The following is a 23,402-nucleotide window of genomic DNA, read 5'->3' on the forward strand; positions in this document are numbered from 1 at the left end:
GCGGGGGTGCTCAGGGCCGGTCCGGCACCGCCACCCCCATCACCTCACGGGCGTGCCGGCTCGGCACCATGCCCAGCCGCCACGCCTGCCAGCCCGCCTCCAGGTTCACGCCCCGCTCCAGCAGCAGCTGGTACGCCTCCACGTAGTCGTCGAGTTTCGCGTCGCGGTAGGGGTGGCGGGTGCGGGCGAGCTGCGCCAGTTCCTCCTGGGCGACCGCGGTGCCGACGTCGACGCCGCCGGGGGCCGCGTACGGCAGGAGCGTGGAGCGCAGGAAGCGGGCCCAGTCCTCGCCGCGGTGGTCGCCGTACGAGGTGAACAGGCCGAGTGCCTCGTCGCACAGGACCAGGGCCTGGGGTGTACGGGCGTTGCCCGCGTCGACCACCGCGAGTTCCAGGCAGGTCCACGCCTCGCCGTGGGCGACGCCGATGCGCTGGAAGTCGGCGCGGGCGTCGACGAGGAGCTGGCGGGCGAAGCCGGAGTTGCGCAGCGAACCGGTCTGGGCGGCGCGCTGGTCCCGGGTGACGCGCGCCGAGTGGTGCCGGGCGCAGGCCAGGCCATAGACGTCCCGCATGCGGGAGAACATGGTGCGGGAGCGTTCCAGCTCGCGTACCGCCAGGTCCAGGTTCCCGGTCTCCTCCAGGGCCTGGCCGAGGTAGTAGACCGTCCAGGCCTCGCCGCGGGCGTCCTCGTTGTCGCGGTGCCGGGAGGCCGCCGTGCGCAGGCCGTCGACCGCCGGGGACGGGTCGCCTGCGACCAGCCGGGCGCGGGCCAGCTGGGTCAGCGCCCAGGCCTCGCCGCGGGCGTCGCGGGTACGGCCGTAGAGGCCGAGGGCGGTGGTCAGTTCGGACTCGGCGCGGGGGATGTCGCCCATGCGCAGGCCGAGTTGGCCGAGCTGGAAGTGGGCCCAGGCCTCGCCGTGCACGGACTCGCCCGCGCGGTGCAGGACCAGGGACTCGGTCAACAGCCGCATGGCTTCGGGGAGTCGGGCCCGGTCGCGTTCGACGGCGGCCAGGGCGTGCATGGTCCAGGCGCGGTCCGTGGCCAGTTGCGGGGCGGCCTGGAGGTCGAGGGCCTCGCGGAGTCTCGCCGCCGCCTCGGTGAGGTTGCCCTGGTGGTGCAGGGTGATGCCGAGGGAGCAGAGGGCGCGCGCGGCGCCCGCGTCGTGGTGGGCCTCCATGTAGAGGTCGACGACGGAGGTGAGCGTGGTGCGCGCCTTGTCGAGTTCGCCGAGCTGCCGGGCCGCGATACCCGTGCGCCACTGCACCGAGCGGACGAGCAGCCCCTGGTCGACGGCCTGTGCCAACTCGCTGATCTCGCCCAGCCGGTAGAGGTCGCCGCGCAGCAGGCAGTAGTCGCACAGCGCGCCGAGGAGATTGAGTACGGCGCCCTGGTCGACGCCCTCCGCGTGCCGCAGCGTCGAGGTGATGAAGCTCGACTCGTCGTCCAGCCAGCGCAGCGCCTCGTCGAGCGAGGTGAAGCCGTGCGGGCCGAAGCGGTCCGAGCGCGTCGACATGTTGCCGTCGACCAACCGCAGTACGGAGTCGGCGAGTTCGGCGTAGTTCACGATCAGCCGTTCCTGCGCCGCCGTACGGTCCGAGGACTCCTCCTCGTCGAGGAGGCGGGCCTGCGCGAAGGCGCGGACCAGGTCGTGCAGGCGGTAACGGGTGCCGCGGACATGGTCGATGAGGCCCGCGCGGGAGAGGGCGACCAGGTGGCGGGTGGCCTCCGTCTCGTCCGTGGCCAGCAGGGCGGCCGCCGCCGCGGCGCCGAGCGAGGCACGGCCGGCCAGCGCCAGCCGGCGGAGAAGGGTGCGGGCCGGGTCGGACTGGTCGGTGTAGCGCAGCCACAGCGACCGTTCGACGGGTTCGACCGGGCCGTACGCGCCGAGGTCCGTGGCGAGTTGGCGGGGTGAGCGCGGGCCGAGGGACGAGCCCGCGATCCGCAGCGCCAGCGGCAGCCCGCCGCACAACTCCCTGATCCGCTCGTCGGATTCGGCGTCGTACGGCCCCGAACCGTCCTGGGCCACGGCGCCGAGCAGTTCCTCCGCGCCCGCCGCGTCGAGCGCGTCCACCGGCAACTGGTGCACCCAGGCGGCCAGTTCGGCCGGAAGATCGAGCGGCTTGCGGGCGGTGACGACGACCAGACTGTCGGAGCGTTCCGGGACCAGGGTGGCCACCTGCCCGGGGTCGGAGGCGTCGTCCAGCACGATCGTGACCGGGAGGCCGGTCAGGTGCTGGTGGTACAACTCGCCCAGCCGCTTCACCTGTTGGTCGGGGGAGGAGCGTTCACGGAAGAGCAGTTGCTCGCGGGGCGCGCCGAGCCGGTTCAGCAGATGCAGCAGCGCGTCACGGGTGGGCAGCGGGGACTCGCCCGGGCTATCACCGCGCAGATCCACCACGCACGCACCGCGGAACTGGTCGCGCAGATCGTGCGCGGCACGCACCGCGAGGGTGGTGCGGCCCGAGCCGGGCGCGCCGTGCAGGACGACCACCGTGGGCCGGGTCTCCGTGCTCGCCCGGGCCGCCTGCACGAGTTGCCGGATCCGGGCCAGTTCGGTCCGCCGACCGGCGAACGCCCCCACCGGTTCCGGGAGTTGGCCGAAAGACTGCTCCAGCACACTCCGCCTGCGGGCCGCCGCGCTCTTGTCCGTACCGCGCAGCTGCGGCCCCGGCTTCTTCGTCGGCCCGGTGGAGGCGGCGAGCACCCGCTGCTGGTCCAGGAACGGCCGGATGCCCCGCACCTCCAGCGCGGTCAGCCACTGCAACCTCAACTGCTCCGGCCCGCCGGGCTGGTTGGCGGCACCCGCGCGGTGATGCGCGGCCGGCAGATGGGAGGCGGTCACCTTCACGACGGTCGCCGCCGCGCCGACGACACCGACCGTCACACCCGCGCCGAGCGCGGTACCGGCGCCCGTACCGAGGGCCAGGTCGGCCACGACAGCCGCGACGGCGGCAACACCCGCCACCAGCAAGGGAGTTCCGCCACCCTCCCTGGCGTACCGCTGCCCGAAGGTGAGCTGTCCGGCCGCCGCCTCGTCGAGCGCGCCCGTGTAGGCCGCGTACTCCTCGGCCGCCGTCTCGGCCATGGCGTCCAGCGCGGCCCGGGACCGCGCCAGCAGCACCTGCCCCTCGACGCGCCCGCCGGAACGCCGCACCTCCTCCTCCACGGCCCGAGCCAACAGCCGCTCGGCATCGCTCCGATGGCTGTCCCGCATGTCGCGTCCCCCTCCGACGGCAACTCCCTGGCCTATGAGTGTCCTTCGGAGGAGGCGAGAGCGCGAGAGGGCGACGATCACCTCTCGACGGGATCACCCGTCGACGGCCGCAAGGCAGCCGAAGCCGCCCTCAAGGCCCTCCGGCCCGTCCCGGTTCTAGTAGGACTTAGGTCCTATTGTTGGCCGGTCGGTGCGGGTGAAAGGCTCCTCGACCATGAGCTCAGCGGAGATCAGTACGCGGCCCAGTCACAGAACCCCGGCCGACCGGCGCACGCCATCGGGCTCGAACCACGCCGACCGCCGGGGCCGTTGGGCTCGTCCGCTCCGCATGACTGCACCGTTGCCGCAGCATCTCGCTCTCCGGCAGTGACCCGGTGCGATGTCCGCACGTGCCCTGCCGTGATCCGAGCTTCGCGTCGACCTCGCGCACTGGCGCCGGTCGGAGAACTTGAGGGGAACACCGGTGACAACCACCACCAACAAGCTGTCGCAGCACCGTTTCTACCTCTCGGAGGAGGAGTTACCGAAGCGCTGGTACAACCTCGCCGTCGATCTGCCCTACGACATCGAGCCGCACCTCCACCCGAAGGAGGACCGGGTCGCCGAGGAGGAGGACTTCGACTGGCTGTGGCCCACCGAGTGCCTGAAGATCGAACTCCTCAAGGGGCACTACGCCACCGACTCGTGGATCGACGTACCGGCCCCCGTGCTCGCGGCCTACGAGCGGTTCCGTCCCTCACCGCTGGTCCGCGCCCGGGGCCTTGAGGAGTACCTCGACACCCCGCACCGGATCTTCTACAAGCGTGAGGACCTCAACCCGGGCGGCAGCCACAAGTTCAACACCGCGCTCGCGCAGGCCTATTACGCGGCCCAGGACGGTGTCGAGACGCTGGTCACCGACACCGGGGCCGGACAGTGGGGCACCGCGCTGGCCCTCGCCTGCGCCACCTTCGGGCTCAAGCTGAAGGTCTTCATGGTCCGCAAGAGCTTCGAGGAGAAGCCCTACCGGCGGAACCTGATGCGGATGCTGGGCGCCGAGGTGATCTCCTCGCCGAGCCCGCTGACGGCCACCGGACGCGGCGTCCTCGACGGCGACCCGGACAGCCCCGGCAGCCTGGGCATCGGCATGGCCGAGGCGGTCGAGCTGGTCCGCGGCGAGCCCACCCACCGGCTGGCGCTCGGCTGCATGTCGTACTACGCGGCGCTGCACCAGACCGTCATCGGCCTGGAGACCCGGGCCCAGCTGGAGCAGGCGGGCGTCTCCGCGGACGTGCTGGTCGGCTGCGTGGGCGGCGGCAGCAACTTCACCGGCTTCGTGGCACCGTTCGTCACCGGCGACGACGTCCCGCTCTGCATCGCCGCCGAGCCGTCGTCCGTGCCCACCCTCACCAAGGGCGAGTTCCGGTACGACTGGGCCGACTACGAGCGCCAGACCCCGCGCATCCCGATGTACACCCTGGGCAGCGACTTCGTGCCGCCGCCGATCCACTCGGGCGGCCTGCGCTACCACGGCAAGACACCGATCCTGTCGAGCCTGGTCAAGCACGGACTCGTCACGCCCCGCTCGTTCGACCAGCAGGACGTCTTCGAGGCCGGCCGGCTCTTCCTGCGGACGGAGGGCGTGCTGCCCGCTCCCGAGAGTTCGCACGCGATCCTCGCCACGATCGAGGAGGTGCGCAGCACCCCGGCCGGCGACCGCCCGAAGAACTTCGCCATCTGCCTGAGCGGGCACGGCTACCTGGACCTCCAGGGGTACGCGGATGTCCTCGACCTGGGCTGAGGACGCGCATCCGGCCGCGGTCGAGATCTCGGCCCCGGCCCGGGTGCACGTCACCCTGATCGAGATGAACGGCTCCGGTGAACGCCTCGACGGGAGCGTGGGATTCGCGCTGGACGAGCCGCGGCTGCGGCTGCGGCTCGTCCGGGCCGACCGGCTCGACTGCACCGGCGGCACCGCCGCCGAGCACGCCGCGCTGGCCGCCGAGGTCACCCGGTCGGCAGCCGCGCTGGGGGTGAAGGACACGGTGCGCGTGCACCTGCTCTCCGGCATCCCGGCGCACCAGGGCTTCGGCTCGGGCACGCAGTTGAGGCTGGCCGTGCTGGAGGGCCTGGCCGGCTTGAACGGACGCGCGCTCACGCACCCCGAGCTGGTGGCACTGTCCGGGCGCGGCGGCACCTCGGGCATCGGGGTGCACGCGTTCCGGCACGGCGGCCTGCTCGTCGACGGCGGGCACCTGCGCCGGCACAAGGCGGCCTTCGCACCCAGCCGGTTCGCCGAGGCGACGGCCGCCACCGGGGCGTCGCTCCCCCCGGTGCTGTACGCCGGCCAGCCGCCGGAGCACTGGGGTGTCGTGCTGGCCGTACCGAAGGGGCTGTCGGGGCTGGAGGGCGCGGCGGAGCGGGAGTTCATGGCCGCGAACACCCCCGTGCCGCTCCCCGAGGTGCACGAGGTCAGCCACACCGTGCTGATGGGGCTGCTCCCCGCGCTGGTGGAGCAGGACCTCCCCGCGTTCGGACGCGCCCTGACCGCCCTCCAGGACGTCGGCTGGAAGCGGCGGCACTGGGACCGGCCCGAACTGCGGCCCTGGCGGCGGCTGGTGGACATCCTCACCGCCGCCGGGGCGGCCGGCGGCGGCCTGAGCTCGACCGGCTCCCTGGTCTACGGGCTGTACGACCGGACCCGGCACGACGACCGGACCCTGCGGGAGCGGATCGCCACCGCCGCGGGCCGGGCGGGACTCCCGCTGGAGTCGGTCCGCACCACCGGGTTCGGCACACCGGCGACCGTCGAAACTCTTGGAGGAACAGGCGTGGCACGATGAACGAGACCGAACTGGAAGAGATCGAGCGCGACTACGTCCGCTGGTACCCGGCCCGGATCGGCTCCCTGGGAGCCGAACAGGCCTGGTCACGCCCGACCATGGGGCTGTACGCGCACATCCCGTACTGCGCCCATCGCTGCCACTTCTGCAAGTACAAGGTGCGGGTCGGCGACGACCTGCGCGACGAGATGGACGACTTCCTCGACGCCATGGAGCGCGAGATCAAGACCGTCCGGGAGCGGCCGCTGGTCGCCGAACGGCCGCTGAACGTCGTGTTCATCGGCGGCGGCACCCCGTCGCTGCTGGAACCCCGTCAACTCCAGCGCCTGCTCGACCTGATCAACGAATCCTTCGAGCTGACCCCGGACCGCGAGTTCAGCATGGAGTGGAGCCCGGCCTCGCTCAGCGCCGAGAAGCTGGCGATGTTCCGGGCCGCCGGCGGCAACCGGCTGAGCATCGGCGTCCAGTCCTTCAACGACGCCGTCCTCAAGGAGATCGGCCGCGACCACACCGCCGCCGAGGCACGGGAGGCCCTGCGCCTGGCGCGGGAGGCGGGCTTCGAGAACATCAACCTCGACCTGATCTACCGCCTCCCGGGGCAGACGGTGGAGGACGTCCGGGAATCCGTCCGGCAGGCGCTGGCCTGCGGCCCGGCCCACGTCAGCTTCTACCCGCTGTGGATCCGCGAGGCCACCGTGCTCTGGTCGCGGCTACAGGCGGGCGAACTGGAGCTGCCGTCCGAGGCCGTCGAGGAGGAGATGTTCGCCGCCGCGTGCGAGATCTTCGAGGAGAACGGCTTCGACCACTACAACGTCTTCGACTTCGTCCGGCGCGGCACACCGCGCTGCCGCTACACCGAACTCCAGTGGGAGGACGGCGAGTGGGTCGGGCTCGGGCCGAGCGCGGTGACCTATGTGGACGGCCGGCACACCATCAACTCGTACTCCATCGGTGACTACGTCAAGCAGGCGAACGCCACCGGGGCGGCCACCACGGCCGGCGCCATGCTCGACATCGCCGCCCGGATGCGCCGCACCATGATGTTCGGCCTGCGGATGGACCCGTTCGACACCGAGCGGTTCCGCCGCCAGTACGGCGTCGGCGTCGACACCGTCTTCGGCCCCGAGCTGGCGCAGCTCGTGGAGCAGGACCTGATCCGGCGCGAAGGCACGCTGCTGCGCCTCACCGCCGCGGGCGTCCGGCGGATCAACAACATCGGCAAGCTCTTCTACGAGGCCCCCGAGGACCGGCAGTCCCTCGGTCTGTCCCGCCGGGGCCTGCCGATCGTGGAGGTGGACAAGTGACCTCCCGCCGGGTCGTGGGTCTGGGACTGGTGATGGCCGACCTGCTGGTCCGCTGCTCCGAGCTGCCCGGCCCCGAGACCGACCCCCGGGTCGGCTCGGTGGATCTACGGGTCGGCGGGGCCACCGCGAACGTGCTCACCGCCCTGCGATGCCTCGGTTTCGAGGCCTCGCTGGCCGGTGTGGTGGGCGACGACCAGCTGGGCCGCTTCCTGCTCGACGGGCTCGCCGCGGCCGGCGTGGACGCCCGGTACGTCACGGTGGCCGCCACCGGCAGCGCGACCTGCATGGTCCTGGAGACACCGATGGCCACGGACCGGTCGCCCGCCCGCACCCTGCTCTGGCACCTGCCCGCAGGCCTGGAGGACGCCCTGGTCCTGGACCGGCGCGCCGTGGACGAGCTGGTCGCGGGGGCCTGCGCCGTCCACGTCAACGGGCGCTTCCCGGAGGCCGCGGCGCGCCTGTGCGAGGCGGCCCGCGCCGCCGGCCGGACGGTGTCGCTGAACATCGGGCGCGGCGACGTGGCCCAGGGCGCGGAGCACCTCGTGCCCTACGCCGAGGTGCTGGTCGTCTCCGACGAATGGGCCCGCACCCGCACCGGGCTGCCGGACCCCGCCGAGGCCTGCCGCGCCCTGGCGGCCACCACCTCGGCCCGGCTGGTGTCGGTGACCGCCGGAGCCGGCGGGAGCTGGACGGCGGCGGGCCGCGGACTGCCCGTGCACACCCCCGCGGCCGTCCCGGCGGGCGGGGTGGTCACCACGGTCGGCGCCGGGGACGCCTACCACGCCGGCCTCCTCGCCGCCCACCTGTCGGGTCTCGACCCGGTGGCCGCCGCCCGGCGCGGCGCGGCCGAGGCGGCCCGGCACTGCGCGGCCGGCCTCTCCTCCGGGTCACCGGCCGGGTCGGAACCGAAGGAGTGGGTGGCTTGATCGAGACGAAACCGTTGGCCGACACCTTCGGCGCCGAGGTCCTGGACGTCGACCTGGGCACGGCCGCCGTCGCCGGACAGGCCGCCGAACTGCGCGCCGCGCTCCACCGGCACCAGGTGCTGGTCTTCCGCGGCGGATGTGCGGGACCGGCCGACCAGCTGCGGATCACCGAGCTGTTCGGCCGGGTGGCCGAGTCCTGGACCAGCAGCCACGCCCACCCGGACGACCCGCGCCTTGAGGTCTTCCGGGAGTCGCCGCCGCGCGCCCACCGACGGCCCTCCGAGCACTGGCACTCCGACGCGTCGTTCCTCGAACTGCCCACCGACGTCACGGTGTTGCACGCCCTCACCGCGCCCGAGCGGGGCGGGCAGACCGCGTTCACCGACACCCGGGCGGCGCTCGCGGGACTGCCGGCCGCCCTGCGGGACCGGGTCCAACAGCTCACGGCGGTGCACGACTTCGGCAGCCGGTTCTCCGCGCTGCGCGAGAAGGCGGCCCGGGTGAGTGCCGAGACGGCCGTCCGGGAACGCGCCGAATTCCCGCCCGTACGCCATCCGTTGGTGCGGGAGCACCCGGTGACCGGGGTCCCGGCGCTGTACCTCAACGAACTGTGCCTGGACCACGTCGAGGGCCTGACGCCGGCCGAGAGCGAGCGGCTCCTCGCCGAACTGTACGAGCGGACCCTGCGCCCGCAGTGGCAGTACGAGCACCACTGGCAGGTCGGCGACGTCCTGGTGTGGGACAACCCCTCGCTGCTGCACCGCGGTTACCCGGTGCCGGTCGGGCAGCGCCGGCTGCTGCACCGCAGCACGGCGGCCTACCGGGAACGGCGGCCGTGAGCGGGCCGGAGTGGCGGCTGCCGCTGACCCCGCACGGGCTGCCGGGGCGGCTGATCGCCTTCGACGGGGTGGACGGCAGCGGCAAGACCACCACGACCAGGCTGACCAGGTCGTTCCTGCGCTCCCGTGGAGCGGTGGTGCGCGGGTTCAAGCTGCCCTCGCGGGAGCTCAAGCGGACCGCGTGGTTCGGGCGTTACAACGCGGACCCGCTGGGGGCCGGCCGCAGCGGGGACGTGGACCCGGTGGCGATGTGCAGCATGGTGCTGGGCGACCGGCTGCTGACGATCCGCCGGACCATCCTGCCGCTGCTGCGGGCCGGGCACACGGTGGTGGCCGACCGGTACCTGTTCACCCCGCTGGGCGAGCTGCTGGTGCACGAACTCACCCCGCAGGCGCGCTCGGTGGTGGAGCCACTGGTCAGCTGCTTCCCGCGGCCGGACCTGGCGGTGTTCACCGACGTGCCGGCGGATCAGGCGATGGCCCGGGTGCGCAGCCGGCCGGCCGAGGCGGACGACGCGCTGCCCTCGGAGGTGTACGTGCGCCGGGTGGCCGCCTTCCGCGCGCTCGCGCAGGACAACGCCGGTGTCCTGCTCGACACCTCGCTCGGGATCCGGGAGACCTTCCGGCTCCTCACGCCCCGGCTCACCGGCCAACTGCCGTGACGGCACACAGATTTGGGGGCGGAAATCCCGTCCTCGCCGACCCGTTCCGGGAGGTGATTCCAGATGAAGTTCGACATCAAGAAGTCCGAGAAGGCGAACAACTCGAAGGCCCTCTGACCCCGGCCTGACCGAGGGCCAGTAGGTCCGCATGCACGACGCGGCGGATGTCCGGGGCACCGGATGGGAGTTCCGGACATCCGCCGCGCCCTTCCTCCCGGGAGCATTCGTCGATGGCTGACAATCTCGAACACAGGATTCCGGACCGCCACGCCTCCGCCGCCGAGCGGGCCGAGGCGGTCCGGGTCGTGACGGGCGCGCTGGGGGACGACTGCGAGGCCGCGTTCATCGTGGGCAGCCTCTCCGTCGGGCTCGGCCACGCGGAGTCCGACGTGGACATCGTCGCGGTCCGCGACGACGCCGGCGCGGACCGGACCCGGCAGCACGTGATCGACGGGCGGCGGTTCGACCTGCTGACCGTCACCACGGCCGAGTGGAACCGGTACACGGAGCTCATGAGCTCCTACGCGGTCTCGGCCACCGACCGGACCCAGGCCGATCTGGACCACAAGGCAATGATCAGGGTGGTGCGGTACGCCGTCGCCACCCGGCTCGGCATCGGCCGCACTCCCGCACTCACCGGCCCCGACCTCGACACGGTGGCCCGGGTGATGGTCTACCACCACTCCCAGCAGGCCTCCTCGTTCGCCGAGGACGTGTCCGGCGCGCTGGCGGTGGACGACCACTACACCGCCCTGGCCGCGGCGGACGAGGCCGTGAAGTCCGGGATCGAGGCCGTGCTGGCCGCGGAACGGGCCCTGTACATCGGCCCCAAGTTCCTGCTGCGCCGCGCCGCCAGGTCCCCGCTGCTGGCCCCCGTGTTCGAGTCCCTCTGGGGGCTGCGGTACGGGCCGGTGCCGCTGGACGGACTGGCGGCCTCGGCCGCCGAACTCGCCCGGGAGCGGCTCTCGCTGGCCGCCGGCCTGGTCGCGTTCGCGTCCACCACCGGCTGGGACGGCACCACGGACGTCCCGGCCCTGCCGGACTTCTTCTCCCCCGCCCGGCCGGGCGCGCCGCTGCGGGATCCCTTCCACGGGCTGGTCCGGTTCACCGACGGCTTCATCCTGGCGGGCCCCAGCAGCGCCTACGAGCTGACCGACGGAATGGCCCTGCTCTGGTCCAGGTGCAACGGCGCCGACCTCACCCGGCTGCACGCGGACTTCGTCCGGGACATCGACCCGGACGTGACCGTCGAGGACCTGGAGGGCGCCCTCGCGGCTCTCCACGACATGGGAGTCATCGGTTTCCATGGCGACTAGCGCAACTGGCACAACTAGCAGGCCCAGCACGACTATCAGGCCCGGCACGACCGGCACGACCGGGCGGAAGCGGTGACGCCCGCCATCGAGGTCTCCGGGCTGAGTCGCGAGTTCGACCGGTCCGGGCAGCGGACCACGGCCCTGTCCGACGTCGGGTTCAGCGTGGCCGAGGGCGAGATCGTCGCGCTGCTCGGCGAGAACGGGGCCGGCAAGACCACCCTGACGAAGGTCCTGGCGACCCTGCTGCTGCCCACCTCCGGAACCGCCCGGGTGATGGGCCACGACGTGGCCGGGGAGCCCCAACTGGTCCGCCGTGTGCAGTCGGTGGTCTTCGGCGGCGACAAGGGCTTCTACAGCCGGCTGAGCGCCCGGGACAACCTCCGGTTCTTCGCCATGCTCAACGGCGCGGACCCCAGGCGCCTGGACGCGACCGTCCGGTCCGCGCTGGAGAGCGTCGGTCTCGGCGAGGTGGCCGACCGGCGGCTGGAGACCTTCTCCAAGGGCATGCGGCAGCGCCTCCACCTCGCCGTCGGGTTCTCCACCTCCCCCCGGGTGATGCTGCTGGACGAGCCGACCGTCGGCCTCGACCCCATCGAGGCGGCCCGGCTGCGGTCCGACATCTCGGCGATGCGCGAGCGGGGCATCTCGATCCTGCTCACCAGCCACTACCTGCTCGACGTGGAGGAACTCGCGGACCGCGTGGTGGTGCTCGACAAGGGGCGCCTGGTCGAGGACATGCCGCTGGCCGACTTCGCCCGGCGCGCCGGGTTCGCGGCCACCATCACCGTCACCGGCCGGGGAGAGCCGCCGACCGCGGTGAGCAGCCCGACGGTCTCCGCCACCCCGGGCGAACCGGAGGCGGGGCGCTGGCGGCTGACGCTCAGCGTCAAGGAGTGGAGCGCGGACGCGCTGCGGGAGATCGGCGCCCTGCTGGACGGCCGGGCCGTGGAGTCCTTCGACGTCACACCGGCCCGCCTGGAGGACTCCTTCCGTCGGCTCTACGCGGGGAAGCGGCCGTGACCGGCCGGTTCGCCACGGGCCTGGCCGTGTTCTACGAGTCCGCGCGCATCCAGATGGTGGTGGTCCGCAGCGGCCCGATGGTGATCCTGCTCGGCGGGGTCCAGCCCGCCGTGCTGCTGGTGATCGCGCTGCCGTCCGGCGGCTCGCGGCCGGAGGCCACCCGGATCCTCATCTCCGTCCTGGCCACCAGCCTGTGGGCGTCCCTGGTCTGGATGGCGGGCGGGATCATCCGGCGGGACATCGTCCAGGGCACGATGTCCCGCAACGTGGTGAGCGTGTGGGATCCGTGGGTCGTCCTGATCGGCAAGTGCGCCGGCTCGGTGCTGTTCACCTCGGGGGCCATGCTGGTCTCCGGTCTGGCGGCCGCGCTGCTGCGGGGGGTCCGCCCGCACCTCGTCCAACCCGGCTGGTTCCTGCTCGGGGTGCTGGTGACGATGGCCTCGGCGGTGGCCCTCGGCTCCCTGCTGAGCTGCGTGTTCGTACTGTCCAGACACGGGGTGCACATCGGGAACGCCCTGCTGTACCCGGTGTTCATCCTCGGCGGGCTGCTCATCCCCGACCGGATGCTGCCGGTGGCCCTGCGCTGGATCTCCCGGCTGATCCCGCTGCGCTGGGCCAAGGAGTACCTGGTCTCCGCGGCGGCCGGGAGCCAGGACTGGCGGGCGTTGCTGGCCGCCTGCGGGCTGACGCTGGTCTACCTCCTCGCCGGGCGCGCCCTGTTCCGGAAGGTGGTGAACCGTGCCCGTACGCTCGGCACCCTGGAGTTCTCCTGACGCGGCGGCCCGGGCGGCCGAGCAACTGCGCCTCGGCTGGCGGCTCTACCTGGTGGAGGACCCACCGCGGGTCCTGCTCTTCTCCAAGGTGCCGCGCGCGGTGCTCCAGGCCGTCTTCTACGTCCTGCTCGCCAGGCTGACCGGCGGGGAGCAGGACGGCGGCCGGGCGGCGTTCGTCGGGATCTCGGCGTACCTGATGTGCCTGTCGTCCATCGTGGCGGCGAGCGGCTCGCCCGCCCTCGACCGCGACGAGGGAACGCTGTACCGGGTGCTCACCGGGGCCGTGCCGCCGTTCCGGTTCTTCGTCCTCAAGTACCTGCCCTACACCGCCGAGGCCCTGCTGGTCTCGCTGACCGTACTGGCGGTCGCGGGGCCGGTCCTGGGGCTCGGCGGCACCAGCGCGGACCTGCTTCCGGACCTGGGCCTGTACGTGCTGATGGCGGTGACCAGCACCTGCCTGGGGATCGCCGTCGGCGTCCTGGCGATCATGGGCAGGTCGGAGTTCCTGCTCGGCAACGCCTGCTCCTACCTGGTCCTGGTGCTGAGCGGCGCCGTCGTGCCCGCCGACCGGCTCGGCGTCCTGGGGCACCTCGGCACGGTGCTGCCGCTCACCCACGGCATCGAGGCCGTCCGGCGCTCCCTCGCCGGGCAGCCGTACGCCGGCGCGGTGGCCGCCGAGATCGCGGTGGGGCTCGGCTGGCTGGGGCTGGCCCGGGTACTGGCCGTCCGCTGGGGCCGGCGCGCCCGGGTCCACGGTCTGACCTGATTCGGGGGAGAATGCCAAAGTCCCTTCGTGTCAAAGTCCATTCGCGTCAAAGTCCCTTCGCATACGAGGAGTTGACGAATCGTCATGACTTTCCCCAGCGGGGCCGCCCGCAGGACCGTCGAGCTGGCCCTGGCCGAGGACGCGGCCGGGGACGACATCACCACCCGGTGGAGCGTCCCGGCCGAACTGCGGACCGAGGCCGTGATCATCACCCGGCAGCCCGGGGTGGCGGCCGGCCTGCCGATCGTGGCCGAGGTCTTCGCCCGGGTCGACCCGGAGGTGAAGGTCGTGACCGTGGTCGAGGACGGCGCCCGGCTCGCGCCGGACGACGTCCTGGTGAGGCTCTCCGGTCCCGCCCGGAGCCTGATCACCGGCGAGCGCACGGTGCTCAACCTGCTCCAGCGGATGTCCGGCATCGCGACCTTGACCAGGCGCTTCGCCGACGTCGTCGAGGACCTGCCGGTCCGGGTGCTCGACACCCGCAAGACCGCCCCCGGTCTGCGCGCACTCGACAAGTACGCGGTCACCGCAGGCGGCGGCACCAACCACCGGCTCGACCTGGCGGCCATGGTCCTGCTCAAGGAGAACCACGTCGCGGCGGCCGGCGGTGTCACCGCGGCGGTCCGCGCCGTCCAGGCCGGTCGCGCGGCCGAAGGGCGCGAGGTGCTGATCGACGTCGAGGTCCAGTCGGTGGCCGAGGCCGAGGAGGCGCTGCGCGCGGGGGCGTCCTGGATCATGCTCGACAACATGACCAACGACGAGATCCGCGGCGTGGTCCGGCTCCGCGCCGAACTCGCCGTCGGCCAGGACATCACCCTTGAGGCCTCTGGCACCATCACCCTCGACCGCGTCCGCGCCATCGCCGAGACCGGCATCGACGCCGTCTCGATCGGCGCCCTCACCCACAGTGCCCCGGCCCTCGACCTGAGCATGCTCATCTCGGGCGCCTGACCGGGTTCCGCCGTCGGGGCCGGGGTGCCGTGAGAGGCTGGGGCGCATGAACCGGCTCGCTGGTGTGACCTCGCCTTATCTGCTTCAGCACGCGGACAATCCGGTCCACTGGTGGCCCTGGGGACCGGAGGCCTTCGAGGAGGCGCGGCAGCGCGACGTCCCCGTTCTGCTGTCGGTCGGCTACGCGGCATGCCACTGGTGCCACGTCATGGCCCACGAGTCCTTCGAGGACCACGCCACCGCCGACTACCTCAACGCCCACTTCGTCAGCGTCAAGGTCGACCGCGAAGAGCGCCCCGACATCGACGCCGTCTACATGGAAGCCGTGCAGGCGGCCACCGGCCAGGGCGGCTGGCCCATGACGGTGTTCCTCACCCCGGACGCCGAACCCTTCTACTTCGGCACCTACTTCCCGCCCGCGCCGCGCCACGGCATGCCCTCCTTCCGGCAGGTCCTCGAAGGGGTGCGCGGTGCCTGGACCGACCGGCGGGACGAGGTCGCCGAGGTCGCCGGGAAGATCACGCGGGATCTGTCCCAGCGGCAGATCGACTACGGCGGCACCGAGGCCCCCGGCAAGGAGGAGCTGTCCCAGGCACTGCTGGGGCTCACCCGTGAGTACGACCCGCAGCGCGGCGGATTCGGCGGCGCGCCCAAGTTCCCGCCGTCCATGGTGATCGAGTTCCTGCTACGGCACCACGCCCGCACCGGATCCGAAGGCGCCCTGGAGATGGCGCGGGACACCTGCGAGCGGATGGCGCGCGGCGGTATCTACGACCAGCTCGGGGGCGGATTCGCCCGGTACTCCGTCGACCGCGACTGGGTGGTGCCGCACTTCGAGAAGATGCTCTACGACAACGCCCTGCTCTGCCGTGTCTACGCCCACCTGTGGCGCAGCACCGGGTCCGCGCTCGCGCGCCGTGTCGCCGTCGAGACCGCCGACTTCCTGGTGCGCGAACTCCGCACCGACGAGGGCGGGTTCGCCTCCGCGCTCGACGCCGACAGCGACGACGGGACCGGGACCGGCAAGCACGTCGAGGGCGCCTACTACGTCTGGACGCCCGAGCAGCTCACCGAAGTCCTCGGCGAGGCGGACGCCGAACTCGCCGCCCAGTACTTCGGAGTGACGGACGAAGGCACCTTCGAGGAGGGGCAGTCCGTCCTCCAACTCCCGCAGAGCGAAGGGGTCTTCGACGCCGAGCGGATCGAGTCGGTCAAGAGCCGTCTCCTCGCGGCCCGTTCACGCCGTCCCGCCCCCGGCCGTGACGACAAGGTCGTCGCCGCCTGGAACGGCCTCGCGATCGCCGCGCTCGCCGAGACCGGCGCCTACTTCGACCGCCCCGACCTCATCGAGGCCGCCGTCTCCGCCGCCGACCTCCTCGTACGGCTGCATCTGGACGACCACGCCAAGCTGGCCCGCACCAGCAAGGACGGCCAAGTCGGGGCGAACGCGGGGGTGTTGGAGGACTACGCCGATGTCGCCGAGGGCTTCCTCGCGCTGGCGTCGGTCACGGGGGAGGGGGTCTGGCTGGAGTTCGCCGGGTTCCTGCTCGACCATGTGCTCGCCGGGTTCGTCGACGAGTCGGGGGCGCTCTACGACACCGCCGCCGACGCCGAGCGGCTCATCCGCCGGCCGCAGGATCCGACCGACAACGCCACCCCGTCCGGCTGGACCGCCGCGGCGGGCGCCCTGCTGAGCTACGCGGCCCAGACCGGTGCCGAGCCGCATCGCAGCGCCGCCGAGCGGGCGTTGGGGGTCGTGAAGGCGCTCGGGCCGCGCGTTCCCCGCTTCATCGGGTGGGGGCTCGCGGTGGCCGAGGCGTATCTCGACGGGCCGCGCGAGGTCGCCGTCGTAGGACCTTCGCTCTCCGACGAAGGGGCAAAGGCCCTGCACCGTACGGCGCTTCTGAGCACCGCGCCCGGTGCGGTGGTCGCCTTCGGGGTCGCGGAGAGTGACGAGCTGCCGTTGCTCGCGAACCGGCCACTGGTGGGTGGTGAACCGGCCGCGTATGTCTGCCGTAACTTCACCTGTGACGCGCCGACGACCGATCTCGAACAGTTGCGCACCGCGCTGAGCAGGTGAAACGACAGAGCCGTAACCGTGCGAAACGTGACCAGTGCGGGAAATGCTCACGTGTGAGCCCCATTGTGAGGAAACACGCTCTTCACTGAAATCACCTGTCCGCTTCACAGACCGCCCATAGTCTCGGCCCCGTGACGCGACGGATGTAACTCACCGTCGCGCCGGGGGGATTGGGATCTGGGGGGATCTGCTGTGTTGACGTCCGTATTCGTCGCTGCTGTTTCGCTTGCCCTGTTCTGGATGGCCGCCTTCACCCTGTGGTGGCAGATGCACGCGTGGCGTACGCCCGAAGTGCTGGCCTCCACCCGTTTCAGCAGCCCGGACGGGGACGAGCACGTCTCGTTCTCGTTGTTGCTGCCGGCCCGGCACGAACAGGCCGTGCTCGACCACACCATCCAGCGCCTGCTGGAGTCCACGCACACCGACTTCGAGATCATCGTGATCGTGGGGCACGACGACCCCGAGACCGCGGCGGTGGCCCACAGTGCCGCCGAACGCGACTCGCGCGTCCGGGTCGTCGTCGACACGCACGAGAAGAAGAACAAACCGAAGGCCATGAACACGGCGCTGCCGCACTGCCGCGGCGATGTCGTCGGGGTCTTCGACGCCGAGGACCAGGTCCATCCGGAGCTGCTCGCCCACGTCGACCACGCGTTCCGCACCACCGGCGCGGACGTCGTCCAAGGAGGCGTCCAGCTCATCAACTTCCACTCCAGCTGGTACAGCCTGCGCAACTGCCTGGAGTACTTCTTCTGGTTCCGCTCCCGGCTGCATCTGCACGCGCAGAAGGGATTCATCCCGCTGGGCGGCAACACCGTCTTCGTACGGACCAGCACGCTGCGGGAAGCCGACGGCTGGGACCCCAACTGCCTCGCCGAGGACTGCGACTTGGGCGTGCGGCTGTCCAGTGTCGGCAAGAAGGTCGTCGTCGCCTACGACTCCGACATGGTGACCCGGGAGGAGACCCCCGGCTCGCTGATGTCGTTGCTGAAGCAGCGAACTCGCTGGAACCAGGGCTTCCTTCAGGTCTACCGGAAGAAGGACTGGAAGCAACTCCCGGGATTCGGGCAGCGGTTGCTCGCCCGCTACACCCTGATGACGCCGTTCCTCCAGGCCTTCTCCGGGGTGATCATCCCGCTCAACGCGGCGGTCGCGCTCTTCCTTGACGTGCCGGTCGGCATCGCCTTTCTCACCTTCCTGCCGCTGGTCACCGCCGCCGTCACCTTCGTCTTCGAGGTCGTCGGACTGCACGACTTCGGCAAGCAGTACGGACTCCGCGTCCGCGCCGTCCACTATCTGAAGCTCGTCGTGGGCGGCCCCTTCTACCAGGTCCTCCTGGCCGGAGCCGCGATCCGCGCAGTGTGGCGTGAGCAACGTGGCCGAAACGACTGGGAGTTGACCTCCCATGTCGGCGCGCACCTCACCGAACCCGCAGTGATCCGAGAGGACGTTCCTGCGTGACCTCCACCCTTCCCGCGGCGACCACCACGGTCCCCGCGCAGCGGCAGCCTGCGCCTGAAACCGGTTCGGCCGGTCGGACAACGCCACCTTCGAGGCTGCGTTCCTCCCGCCCCGACCTCCTCCTCTGCGGTCTGCTCCTCACCGCGATCCTCGTCGTGCAGGGCTGGAACATCGCCGACTACCCGACCCTCAGCGACGACGAGGGCACCTACCTCGCCCAGGCCTGGGCCGTCCAACAGGGCACCGGGCTGGCCCACTACACCTACTGGTACGACCATCCGCCGCTCGGCTGGATCCAGATCGCGCTGCTCACCTGGATCCCCGCGCACTTCAGCCCCGACTCGATGACCGTCGGCACCATGCGCCTCGCGATGCTGGTGATCAGCGCGATCAGCGCGGCCCTCGTCTACGTCCTCGCGCGTCGGCTGTCCCTGCCCCGCTGGGCGGCGGGACTCGCGATGCTGCTCTTCGGTCTCTCGCCGCTGTCCGTCATCCTCCAGCGGGAGATCTTCCTCGACAACATCGCCGTGATGTGGATGCTGCTCGCGTTCTGCCTGGCCGCGTCACCGAGTCGCCATCTCTGGCACCACTTCGGGGCCGGACTGGCCGCCGCCGCCTCGGTCCTCACCAAGGAGACGATGGTCGTCGTCCTGCCCGCGCTGGTGGTCACCATGTGGCGGCACGGACACCGCGACACCAGGAAGTTCGCGCTCACCGGCGCCATCACCGCCTGCGTCCTGATCGGCTGCGCGTACCCCCTGTTCGCTCTGCTCAAGGGCGAGTTGCTGCCCGGCAGCGGCCATGTCTCCCTCTGGGACGGCCTCAAGTACCAGATGACCAGGCCGGGTTCGGGCTTCATCCTCGACCGGGGCACCGGCTCCTACGGCGTCCTCCACTCCTGGCTCTACTACGACCGTGTCCTGCCACTGGGCGGACTCGCCGGGGCGCTCCTGCTCCTGGTCACCTGGCGCTGGTCGGTCACCGCCCGCTCGCTCGCCGGACCGGCGCTGACCGTGGCGATCCTCGCCGCCGTAGCCCTGCGCCCGGGCGGCTATCTGCCCGCGATGTACGTCATCGGGGCGCTGCCCTTCCTCGCCCTGGTCCTCGCCGGAGGCACCGCCTCGGTCGCCCACGCGGTGCTGCGCAGACGGCGGCACGAGGGGGAGAAACGATACGTCACCGGGGGCCGGTACGCGCTCGCGGCGGTCCTCGCCCTCGCCGCCGGCGCCTATGTCGTACCGCGGTGGTACGACGGCGACCGCACCGCCGTGACCGCGGATGCCAACGCCCCCTACCGGGCAGCCTCCAAGTGGCTGTCCACCGAGGTGCGGGACCCGAAGGACACCCGGGTCCTCGTCGACGACGCGCTCTGGCTGGACCTGGTGCACGCCGGGTACCGGCCCGGGCTCGGCGTCATCTGGTTCTACAAGGCAGACCTCGACCCCGCCGTCACCAAGACGCTCCCGCACGGCTGGCGGGACATCGACTACGTGGTGGCCTCCCCGACGGTACGGCGCGACGCGGTCGACCTGCCCAACGTCAAGGCGGCGATCGAGCACTCCACACCCGTCGCCACCTTCGGCACCGGCGACGACCGCATCGAGATCCGGCAGGTCCGGTCCGAGACCGTGGGAGCCCAGCGATGAGCCAAGAGTCCACCGTCCCCGGGGAGTTGGGTGAACCCGCCCTACAGGCAGCGGAGTTGGCCGAGCCCGGTGCCGTCACCATCGTCGTACCGACCTTCAACGAGTCCGCGAACGTACGGGAGTTGCTGCACCGGATCACCGAGTCCGTGCCGACCCGGCTGCCCTGCGAGGTCGTCTTCGTCGACGACTCCACCGACGACACCCCCGAGGTGATCTCCGAGGCCGCGCGGGACTGCCCGTTCCCGGTGACCGTGCTGCACCGGGAGGAGCCGGCCGGCGGGCTCGGCGGCGCGGTCGTCGAGGGGATCAGGGCGGCGACGTCCGACTGGATCGTCGTCATGGACGGTGACCTTCAGCATCCGCCGTCCCTGGTACCGGAGTTGGTGGGCACGGGGGAGCGGGCGCACGCCGGGCTCGTCGTCGCCTCCCGGTACATCAAGGGCGGCAGCCGCGAGGGACTGGCGGGCGGCTATCGCATCGCCGTTTCCCGTGGGGCGACCTGGCTGACCAAGGGGCTCTTCCCGCGCAGACTGCGGGGCATCAGCGACCCGATGAGCGGCTTCTTCGCGATCCGCCGCAGCGCGGTGACGGCGGAGGCGCTCAAGCCGCTCGGCTACAAGATCCTGCTCGAACTCGCCGTCCGCAGCCGCCCGCACACGGTCACCGAGGTGCCGTTCGTCTTCCAGGACCGCTTCGCCGGCGAGTCCAAGTCGACGGCGAGGGAAGGGTTTCGCTTCCTGCGCCATCTGCTCGGGCTGCGCACCGCCTCGCCGGTCGCGCGCATGTTGGTCTTCGGCCTGATCGGCGCCACCGGCTTCCTGCCGAACCTGGCCGGCCTGTGGGCGCTCACCAAGGCGGGCATGCACTACGTCCCCGCCGAGATCCTCGCCAACCAGCTCGGCGTGGCCTGGAACTTCCTGCTCATCGAGCACCTCCTGTTCCGCGACCGCCGGATGCACCGCAACTGGTGGGACCGGGCGGGCCGGTTCGCGCTGCTCGCCAACGCCGACCTGGTGCTGCGGATCCCGCTGATCGCCCTGTTCGTCCACCGGTTCGGCATGAGCGCCGTGTCGGCGACCGCGCTCGCGCTGGTCACGACCTTCGTCCTGCGCTTCGCCGGCACCGAGGCACTGGTCTATCTCCCTCGCAGTAAAGGGAGTTGTACGGAACCGAGGAGAGGCGCGTGAACAAGTACCGCAGAAGAACCGCGTTCGCCGGGGTGGGGACGCTGACCGCCGGACTGCTGCTGACCTCGCCGCAGTCCGCCGAGGCCGCGAACCTCGTCCTCAACCCGGGCTTCGAGACGGCGGGCGGCGACGGGATGCCGTACTGCTGGGAGAAGTCCGGCTGGGGCGACAACGACTTCGACTTCACGACGACTTCGGACGCGCACTCGGGTTCGAAGGCCATGAAGGTCACCGTCACGCGGCGCGTCGACGGTGACCGCAAGGCGCTCATCACCGAGTCCACGAGCTGCGCGCCGGTGGTGACGGCGGGCAAGCAGTACGACCTCGGGCTCTGGTACAAGACGACCACGCCGGACGCGAACGTCACCCTCTTCCGGCACGACACCACCGCCGGCTGGCAGTACTGGACCGACCTCAAGACCCTGGAGATGCAGGGCAGTTGGACCCAGGCGAGCGTCCGTACACCCGAGGTCCCGGCCGGTACCGACCGGATCACCTGGGGTGTCTCGGTCTACGGCACCGGGTCCGCGACCACCGACGACTACACGATGGACCAGGTCCCCGACACGCTCCCGCCCGCGACCTGCACGGCGACGGCCGAGCAGTGCGCGAACGGGCGTTGGGACGTGCTCCCGACGCAGAACCCGGTCCGCTCGATGCACTCCGTCGTGCTCAACAACGGCAAGGTGCTGCTGATCGCGGGCTCCGGGAACAGCCAGGAGCAGTTCGACGCGGGGACGTTCACGAGCGCGGTGTACGACCCGGTGGCGGGGACGTACAAGGTGATCCCGACGCCGAAGGACATGTTCTGCTCGGGCCACATCCAACTCCAGGACGGCCGGGTGCTGGTGCTGAGCGGCAACAAGGCGTTCCCGGCGGCGGACGGTTCGCACGGGTACGAGGGGTACAAGGACTCGTACATCTTCGACCCGGTGACCGAGACGTACAGCAAGACGAACGACCTCAACGACGGCCACTGGTACCCGTCGGCGACCGAGCTGGGCAACGGTGACGTCGTCTCCTTCGGCGGGCTGCGCGAGGACTCGACGGGGTCGGTGACGGCCGAGTACTGGTCGGACGCCCAGCAGAAGTGGCTGCCGTTGTCGCAGGTCAACCAGACCTGGTCGTACTGGGGGCTGTATCCGTCGATGGTCCTGATGCAGGACGGCCGGCTCTTCTACACGGGCAGCCATGTCTTCGGGAACAACATCCCGGGCACGGGCAGCGCGATCTACGACTACTCCGCGAACACGATCACGTCGGTCCCGGGGCTCCAGAACAAGGACCAACGCGACCAGTCCGCAAGCGTGTTGCTGCCTCCGGCGCAGGACCAGAAGGTCCTCACCATCGGCGGCGGCAACATCGACTCCAACCCGGACGCGAACCGGCTGACCGACATCATCGACCTCAAGGCGGCGAATCCCACGTACACCGTGGGCCCCCAAATCCCCCAGGGGACCGTCGACTTGGGGAACGGTCCGGTGGCCGAGACCGGTGCGCAGGGCAAGATGTACGTGTCGGCGGTCATCCTCCCGGACGGCACGGTGCTGGAGACGGGCGGCGCGCTGCACAACCGGGCGAACCCGGTGTACGAGGCCTCGATCTTCGACCCGGCGACGACGACGTTCGACCCGGTGGCGGCGGACCCCGAAGCCCGCGGGTACCACTCGTCCTCGTTCCTGCTGCCGGACGGCCGGGTGATGTCGACCGGCGACAACCCGGGCAACGGCACCTGGAACCACAACGTGTCGATCTACACCCCGCCGTATCTCCTCAAGGGGACGCGGCCGACGATCACTTCGGTGATCGACAACGAGTGGGAGTACGGCGAGACCCAGACGATCACCGTCGACCGGCCCATCGCCAAGGCGGAGTTGATCCGCCCGGCGGCGGTCACCCACTCCTCGGACCCGAACCAGCGTTTCGTGGACCTGCCGCTGTCGGTGAACGGCGACACGGTCGACCTGAACGTGACGAGCAACCCCAACCTGGCGCCGCCCGGCTGGTACATGCTCTTCGCGGTCGACGCCAACGGAGTCCCCTCGGTCGCCAAGTGGGTCCACCTGCAAGGCCCTTCGGCCCTCGCTTCGGACACGGCCTCGGCCCACGTCCACTCCTTCGCCGACTCCCTGACCGGCAAGGTCACCGAGCCCGGCAAGAAGCGCACCTCGCAGAAGGTCAGCCCAACCATCTCCGGCTGCGACCGCCACTACGGCACGATCAACGTCTGCGTCCCCACGGTCTTCCCGACCGAGGTCAAGTCCACTACTGCGGCCCGCTGTTCATGGCTCCGGGAGAACGACTACGGCCGCCTCAAGGTCAACGGCAAGGACGACCCGCTCCACCTCGACCCGAACAGGGACGGGGTGGCTTGCGGGAAGGGGGACGTGAAGACCGTAGGGAAGAAGGGGTAGTAGTCGCCACGAACTCGGCGA

At 71.4% G+C, this 23,402-nt stretch carries 17 protein-coding genes; 16 read left to right on the top strand and 1 reads right to left on the bottom strand.

Annotated features, from left to right (window positions below; genetic code table 11):
- Positions 1-10: 10 nt before the first annotated feature.
- A complete protein-coding gene (locus ACWIHT_RS06940; protein WP_456165187.1) occupies positions 11-3,214 on the bottom strand; it encodes a tetratricopeptide repeat protein in 3,204 nt (1,067 codons plus the stop codon).
- 463 nt (positions 3,215-3,677) lie between these two features.
- On the opposite strand from ACWIHT_RS06940, the gene ACWIHT_RS06945 reads away from it, so the two are divergent.
- The 16 genes from ACWIHT_RS06945 to ACWIHT_RS07020 all read left to right on the top strand — a co-directional run bounded on the left by ACWIHT_RS06945 (position 3,678) and on the right by ACWIHT_RS07020 (position 23,381).
- Positions 3,678-4,994 (top strand): TrpB-like pyridoxal phosphate-dependent enzyme, encoded by a 1,317-nt coding sequence (locus ACWIHT_RS06945; RefSeq protein WP_456165189.1) that lies wholly within the window; start codon positions 3,678-3,680, stop codon positions 4,992-4,994.
- A complete protein-coding gene (locus ACWIHT_RS06950) occupies positions 4,975-6,036 on the top strand; it encodes a beta-ribofuranosylaminobenzene 5'-phosphate synthase family protein (RefSeq protein ID WP_456165191.1) in 1,062 nt (353 codons plus the stop codon). The genes ACWIHT_RS06945 and ACWIHT_RS06950 overlap by 20 nt, the downstream gene beginning before the upstream one ends.
- Complete coding sequence (gene hemW / locus ACWIHT_RS06955) at positions 6,033-7,340, top strand: radical SAM family heme chaperone HemW (RefSeq protein ID WP_456165193.1); 1,308 nt, start codon at positions 6,033-6,035, stop codon at positions 7,338-7,340. The genes ACWIHT_RS06950 and hemW overlap by 4 nt, the downstream gene beginning before the upstream one ends.
- Entirely contained in the window at positions 7,337-8,266 is a 930-nt protein-coding gene (locus tag ACWIHT_RS06960; RefSeq protein WP_456165195.1) for a carbohydrate kinase family protein, read from the top strand. Before hemW ends, ACWIHT_RS06960 begins: the two co-directional genes overlap by 4 nt.
- On the top strand, positions 8,263-9,105 hold the full coding sequence (locus tag ACWIHT_RS06965; RefSeq protein WP_456165197.1) for a TauD/TfdA dioxygenase family protein: 843 nt from the start codon (positions 8,263-8,265) through the stop codon (positions 9,103-9,105). The genes ACWIHT_RS06960 and ACWIHT_RS06965 overlap by 4 nt, the downstream gene beginning before the upstream one ends.
- Positions 9,102-9,767, top strand: coding sequence for a dTMP kinase (locus ACWIHT_RS06970; protein ID WP_456165199.1), 666 nt, complete (start codon positions 9,102-9,104; stop codon positions 9,765-9,767). Before ACWIHT_RS06965 ends, ACWIHT_RS06970 begins: the two co-directional genes overlap by 4 nt.
- Positions 9,768-9,997: 230 nt before the next feature.
- Complete coding sequence (locus ACWIHT_RS06975; RefSeq protein WP_456165201.1) at positions 9,998-11,083, top strand: hypothetical protein; 1,086 nt, start codon at positions 9,998-10,000, stop codon at positions 11,081-11,083.
- A 72-nt stretch (positions 11,084-11,155) separates the two neighbouring features.
- A complete protein-coding gene (locus ACWIHT_RS06980) occupies positions 11,156-12,103 on the top strand; it encodes an ABC transporter ATP-binding protein (protein WP_456165203.1) in 948 nt (315 codons plus the stop codon).
- Complete coding sequence (locus ACWIHT_RS06985; RefSeq protein ID WP_456165205.1) at positions 12,100-12,876, top strand: ABC transporter permease; 777 nt, start codon at positions 12,100-12,102, stop codon at positions 12,874-12,876. Before ACWIHT_RS06980 ends, ACWIHT_RS06985 begins: the two co-directional genes overlap by 4 nt.
- Positions 12,842-13,642 (top strand): ABC transporter permease, encoded by an 801-nt coding sequence (locus ACWIHT_RS06990; RefSeq protein WP_456165207.1) that lies wholly within the window; start codon positions 12,842-12,844, stop codon positions 13,640-13,642. The genes ACWIHT_RS06985 and ACWIHT_RS06990 overlap by 35 nt, the downstream gene beginning before the upstream one ends.
- A gap of 84 nt (positions 13,643-13,726) precedes the next feature.
- Entirely contained in the window at positions 13,727-14,593 is an 867-nt protein-coding gene (nadC, locus tag ACWIHT_RS06995; RefSeq protein WP_456165209.1) for a carboxylating nicotinate-nucleotide diphosphorylase, read from the top strand.
- A gap of 46 nt (positions 14,594-14,639) precedes the next feature.
- Positions 14,640-16,673, top strand: coding sequence for a thioredoxin domain-containing protein (locus ACWIHT_RS07000; RefSeq protein ID WP_456165211.1), 2,034 nt, complete (start codon positions 14,640-14,642; stop codon positions 16,671-16,673).
- A 192-nt stretch (positions 16,674-16,865) separates the two neighbouring features.
- Positions 16,866-18,134, top strand: coding sequence for a glycosyltransferase (locus ACWIHT_RS07005; RefSeq protein ID WP_456165213.1), 1,269 nt, complete (start codon positions 16,866-16,868; stop codon positions 18,132-18,134).
- Complete coding sequence (locus tag ACWIHT_RS07010) at positions 18,131-19,780, top strand: ArnT family glycosyltransferase (RefSeq protein WP_456165215.1); 1,650 nt, start codon at positions 18,131-18,133, stop codon at positions 19,778-19,780. Before ACWIHT_RS07005 ends, ACWIHT_RS07010 begins: the two co-directional genes overlap by 4 nt.
- On the top strand, positions 19,777-20,967 hold the full coding sequence (locus tag ACWIHT_RS07015) for a glycosyltransferase (RefSeq protein ID WP_456165217.1): 1,191 nt from the start codon (positions 19,777-19,779) through the stop codon (positions 20,965-20,967). The genes ACWIHT_RS07010 and ACWIHT_RS07015 overlap by 4 nt, the downstream gene beginning before the upstream one ends.
- Complete coding sequence (locus ACWIHT_RS07020) at positions 20,964-23,381, top strand: galactose oxidase-like domain-containing protein (RefSeq protein WP_456165219.1); 2,418 nt, start codon at positions 20,964-20,966, stop codon at positions 23,379-23,381. Before ACWIHT_RS07015 ends, ACWIHT_RS07020 begins: the two co-directional genes overlap by 4 nt.
- Positions 23,382-23,402: the final 21 nt, after the last annotated feature.

Source organism: Streptomyces sp. NPDC002276 (genome assembly GCF_053891435.1).

Coding starts and splice junctions, on each gene's coding strand:
- nadC (WP_456165209.1), top strand. CDS start 13,727: ATGACTTTCCCCAGCGGGGCCGCCCGCAGGACCGTCGAGCTGGCCCTG.
- ACWIHT_RS06940 (WP_456165187.1), bottom strand. CDS start 3,214: ATGCGGGACAGCCATCGGAGCGATGCCGAGCGGCTGTTGGCTCGGGCC.
- ACWIHT_RS06975 (WP_456165201.1), top strand. CDS start 9,998: ATGGCTGACAATCTCGAACACAGGATTCCGGACCGCCACGCCTCCGCC.
- ACWIHT_RS06950 (WP_456165191.1), top strand. CDS start 4,975: ATGTCCTCGACCTGGGCTGAGGACGCGCATCCGGCCGCGGTCGAGATC.
- ACWIHT_RS07015 (WP_456165217.1), top strand. CDS start 19,777: ATGAGCCAAGAGTCCACCGTCCCCGGGGAGTTGGGTGAACCCGCCCTA.
- ACWIHT_RS07000 (WP_456165211.1), top strand. CDS start 14,640: ATGAACCGGCTCGCTGGTGTGACCTCGCCTTATCTGCTTCAGCACGCG.
- hemW (WP_456165193.1), top strand. CDS start 6,033: ATGAACGAGACCGAACTGGAAGAGATCGAGCGCGACTACGTCCGCTGG.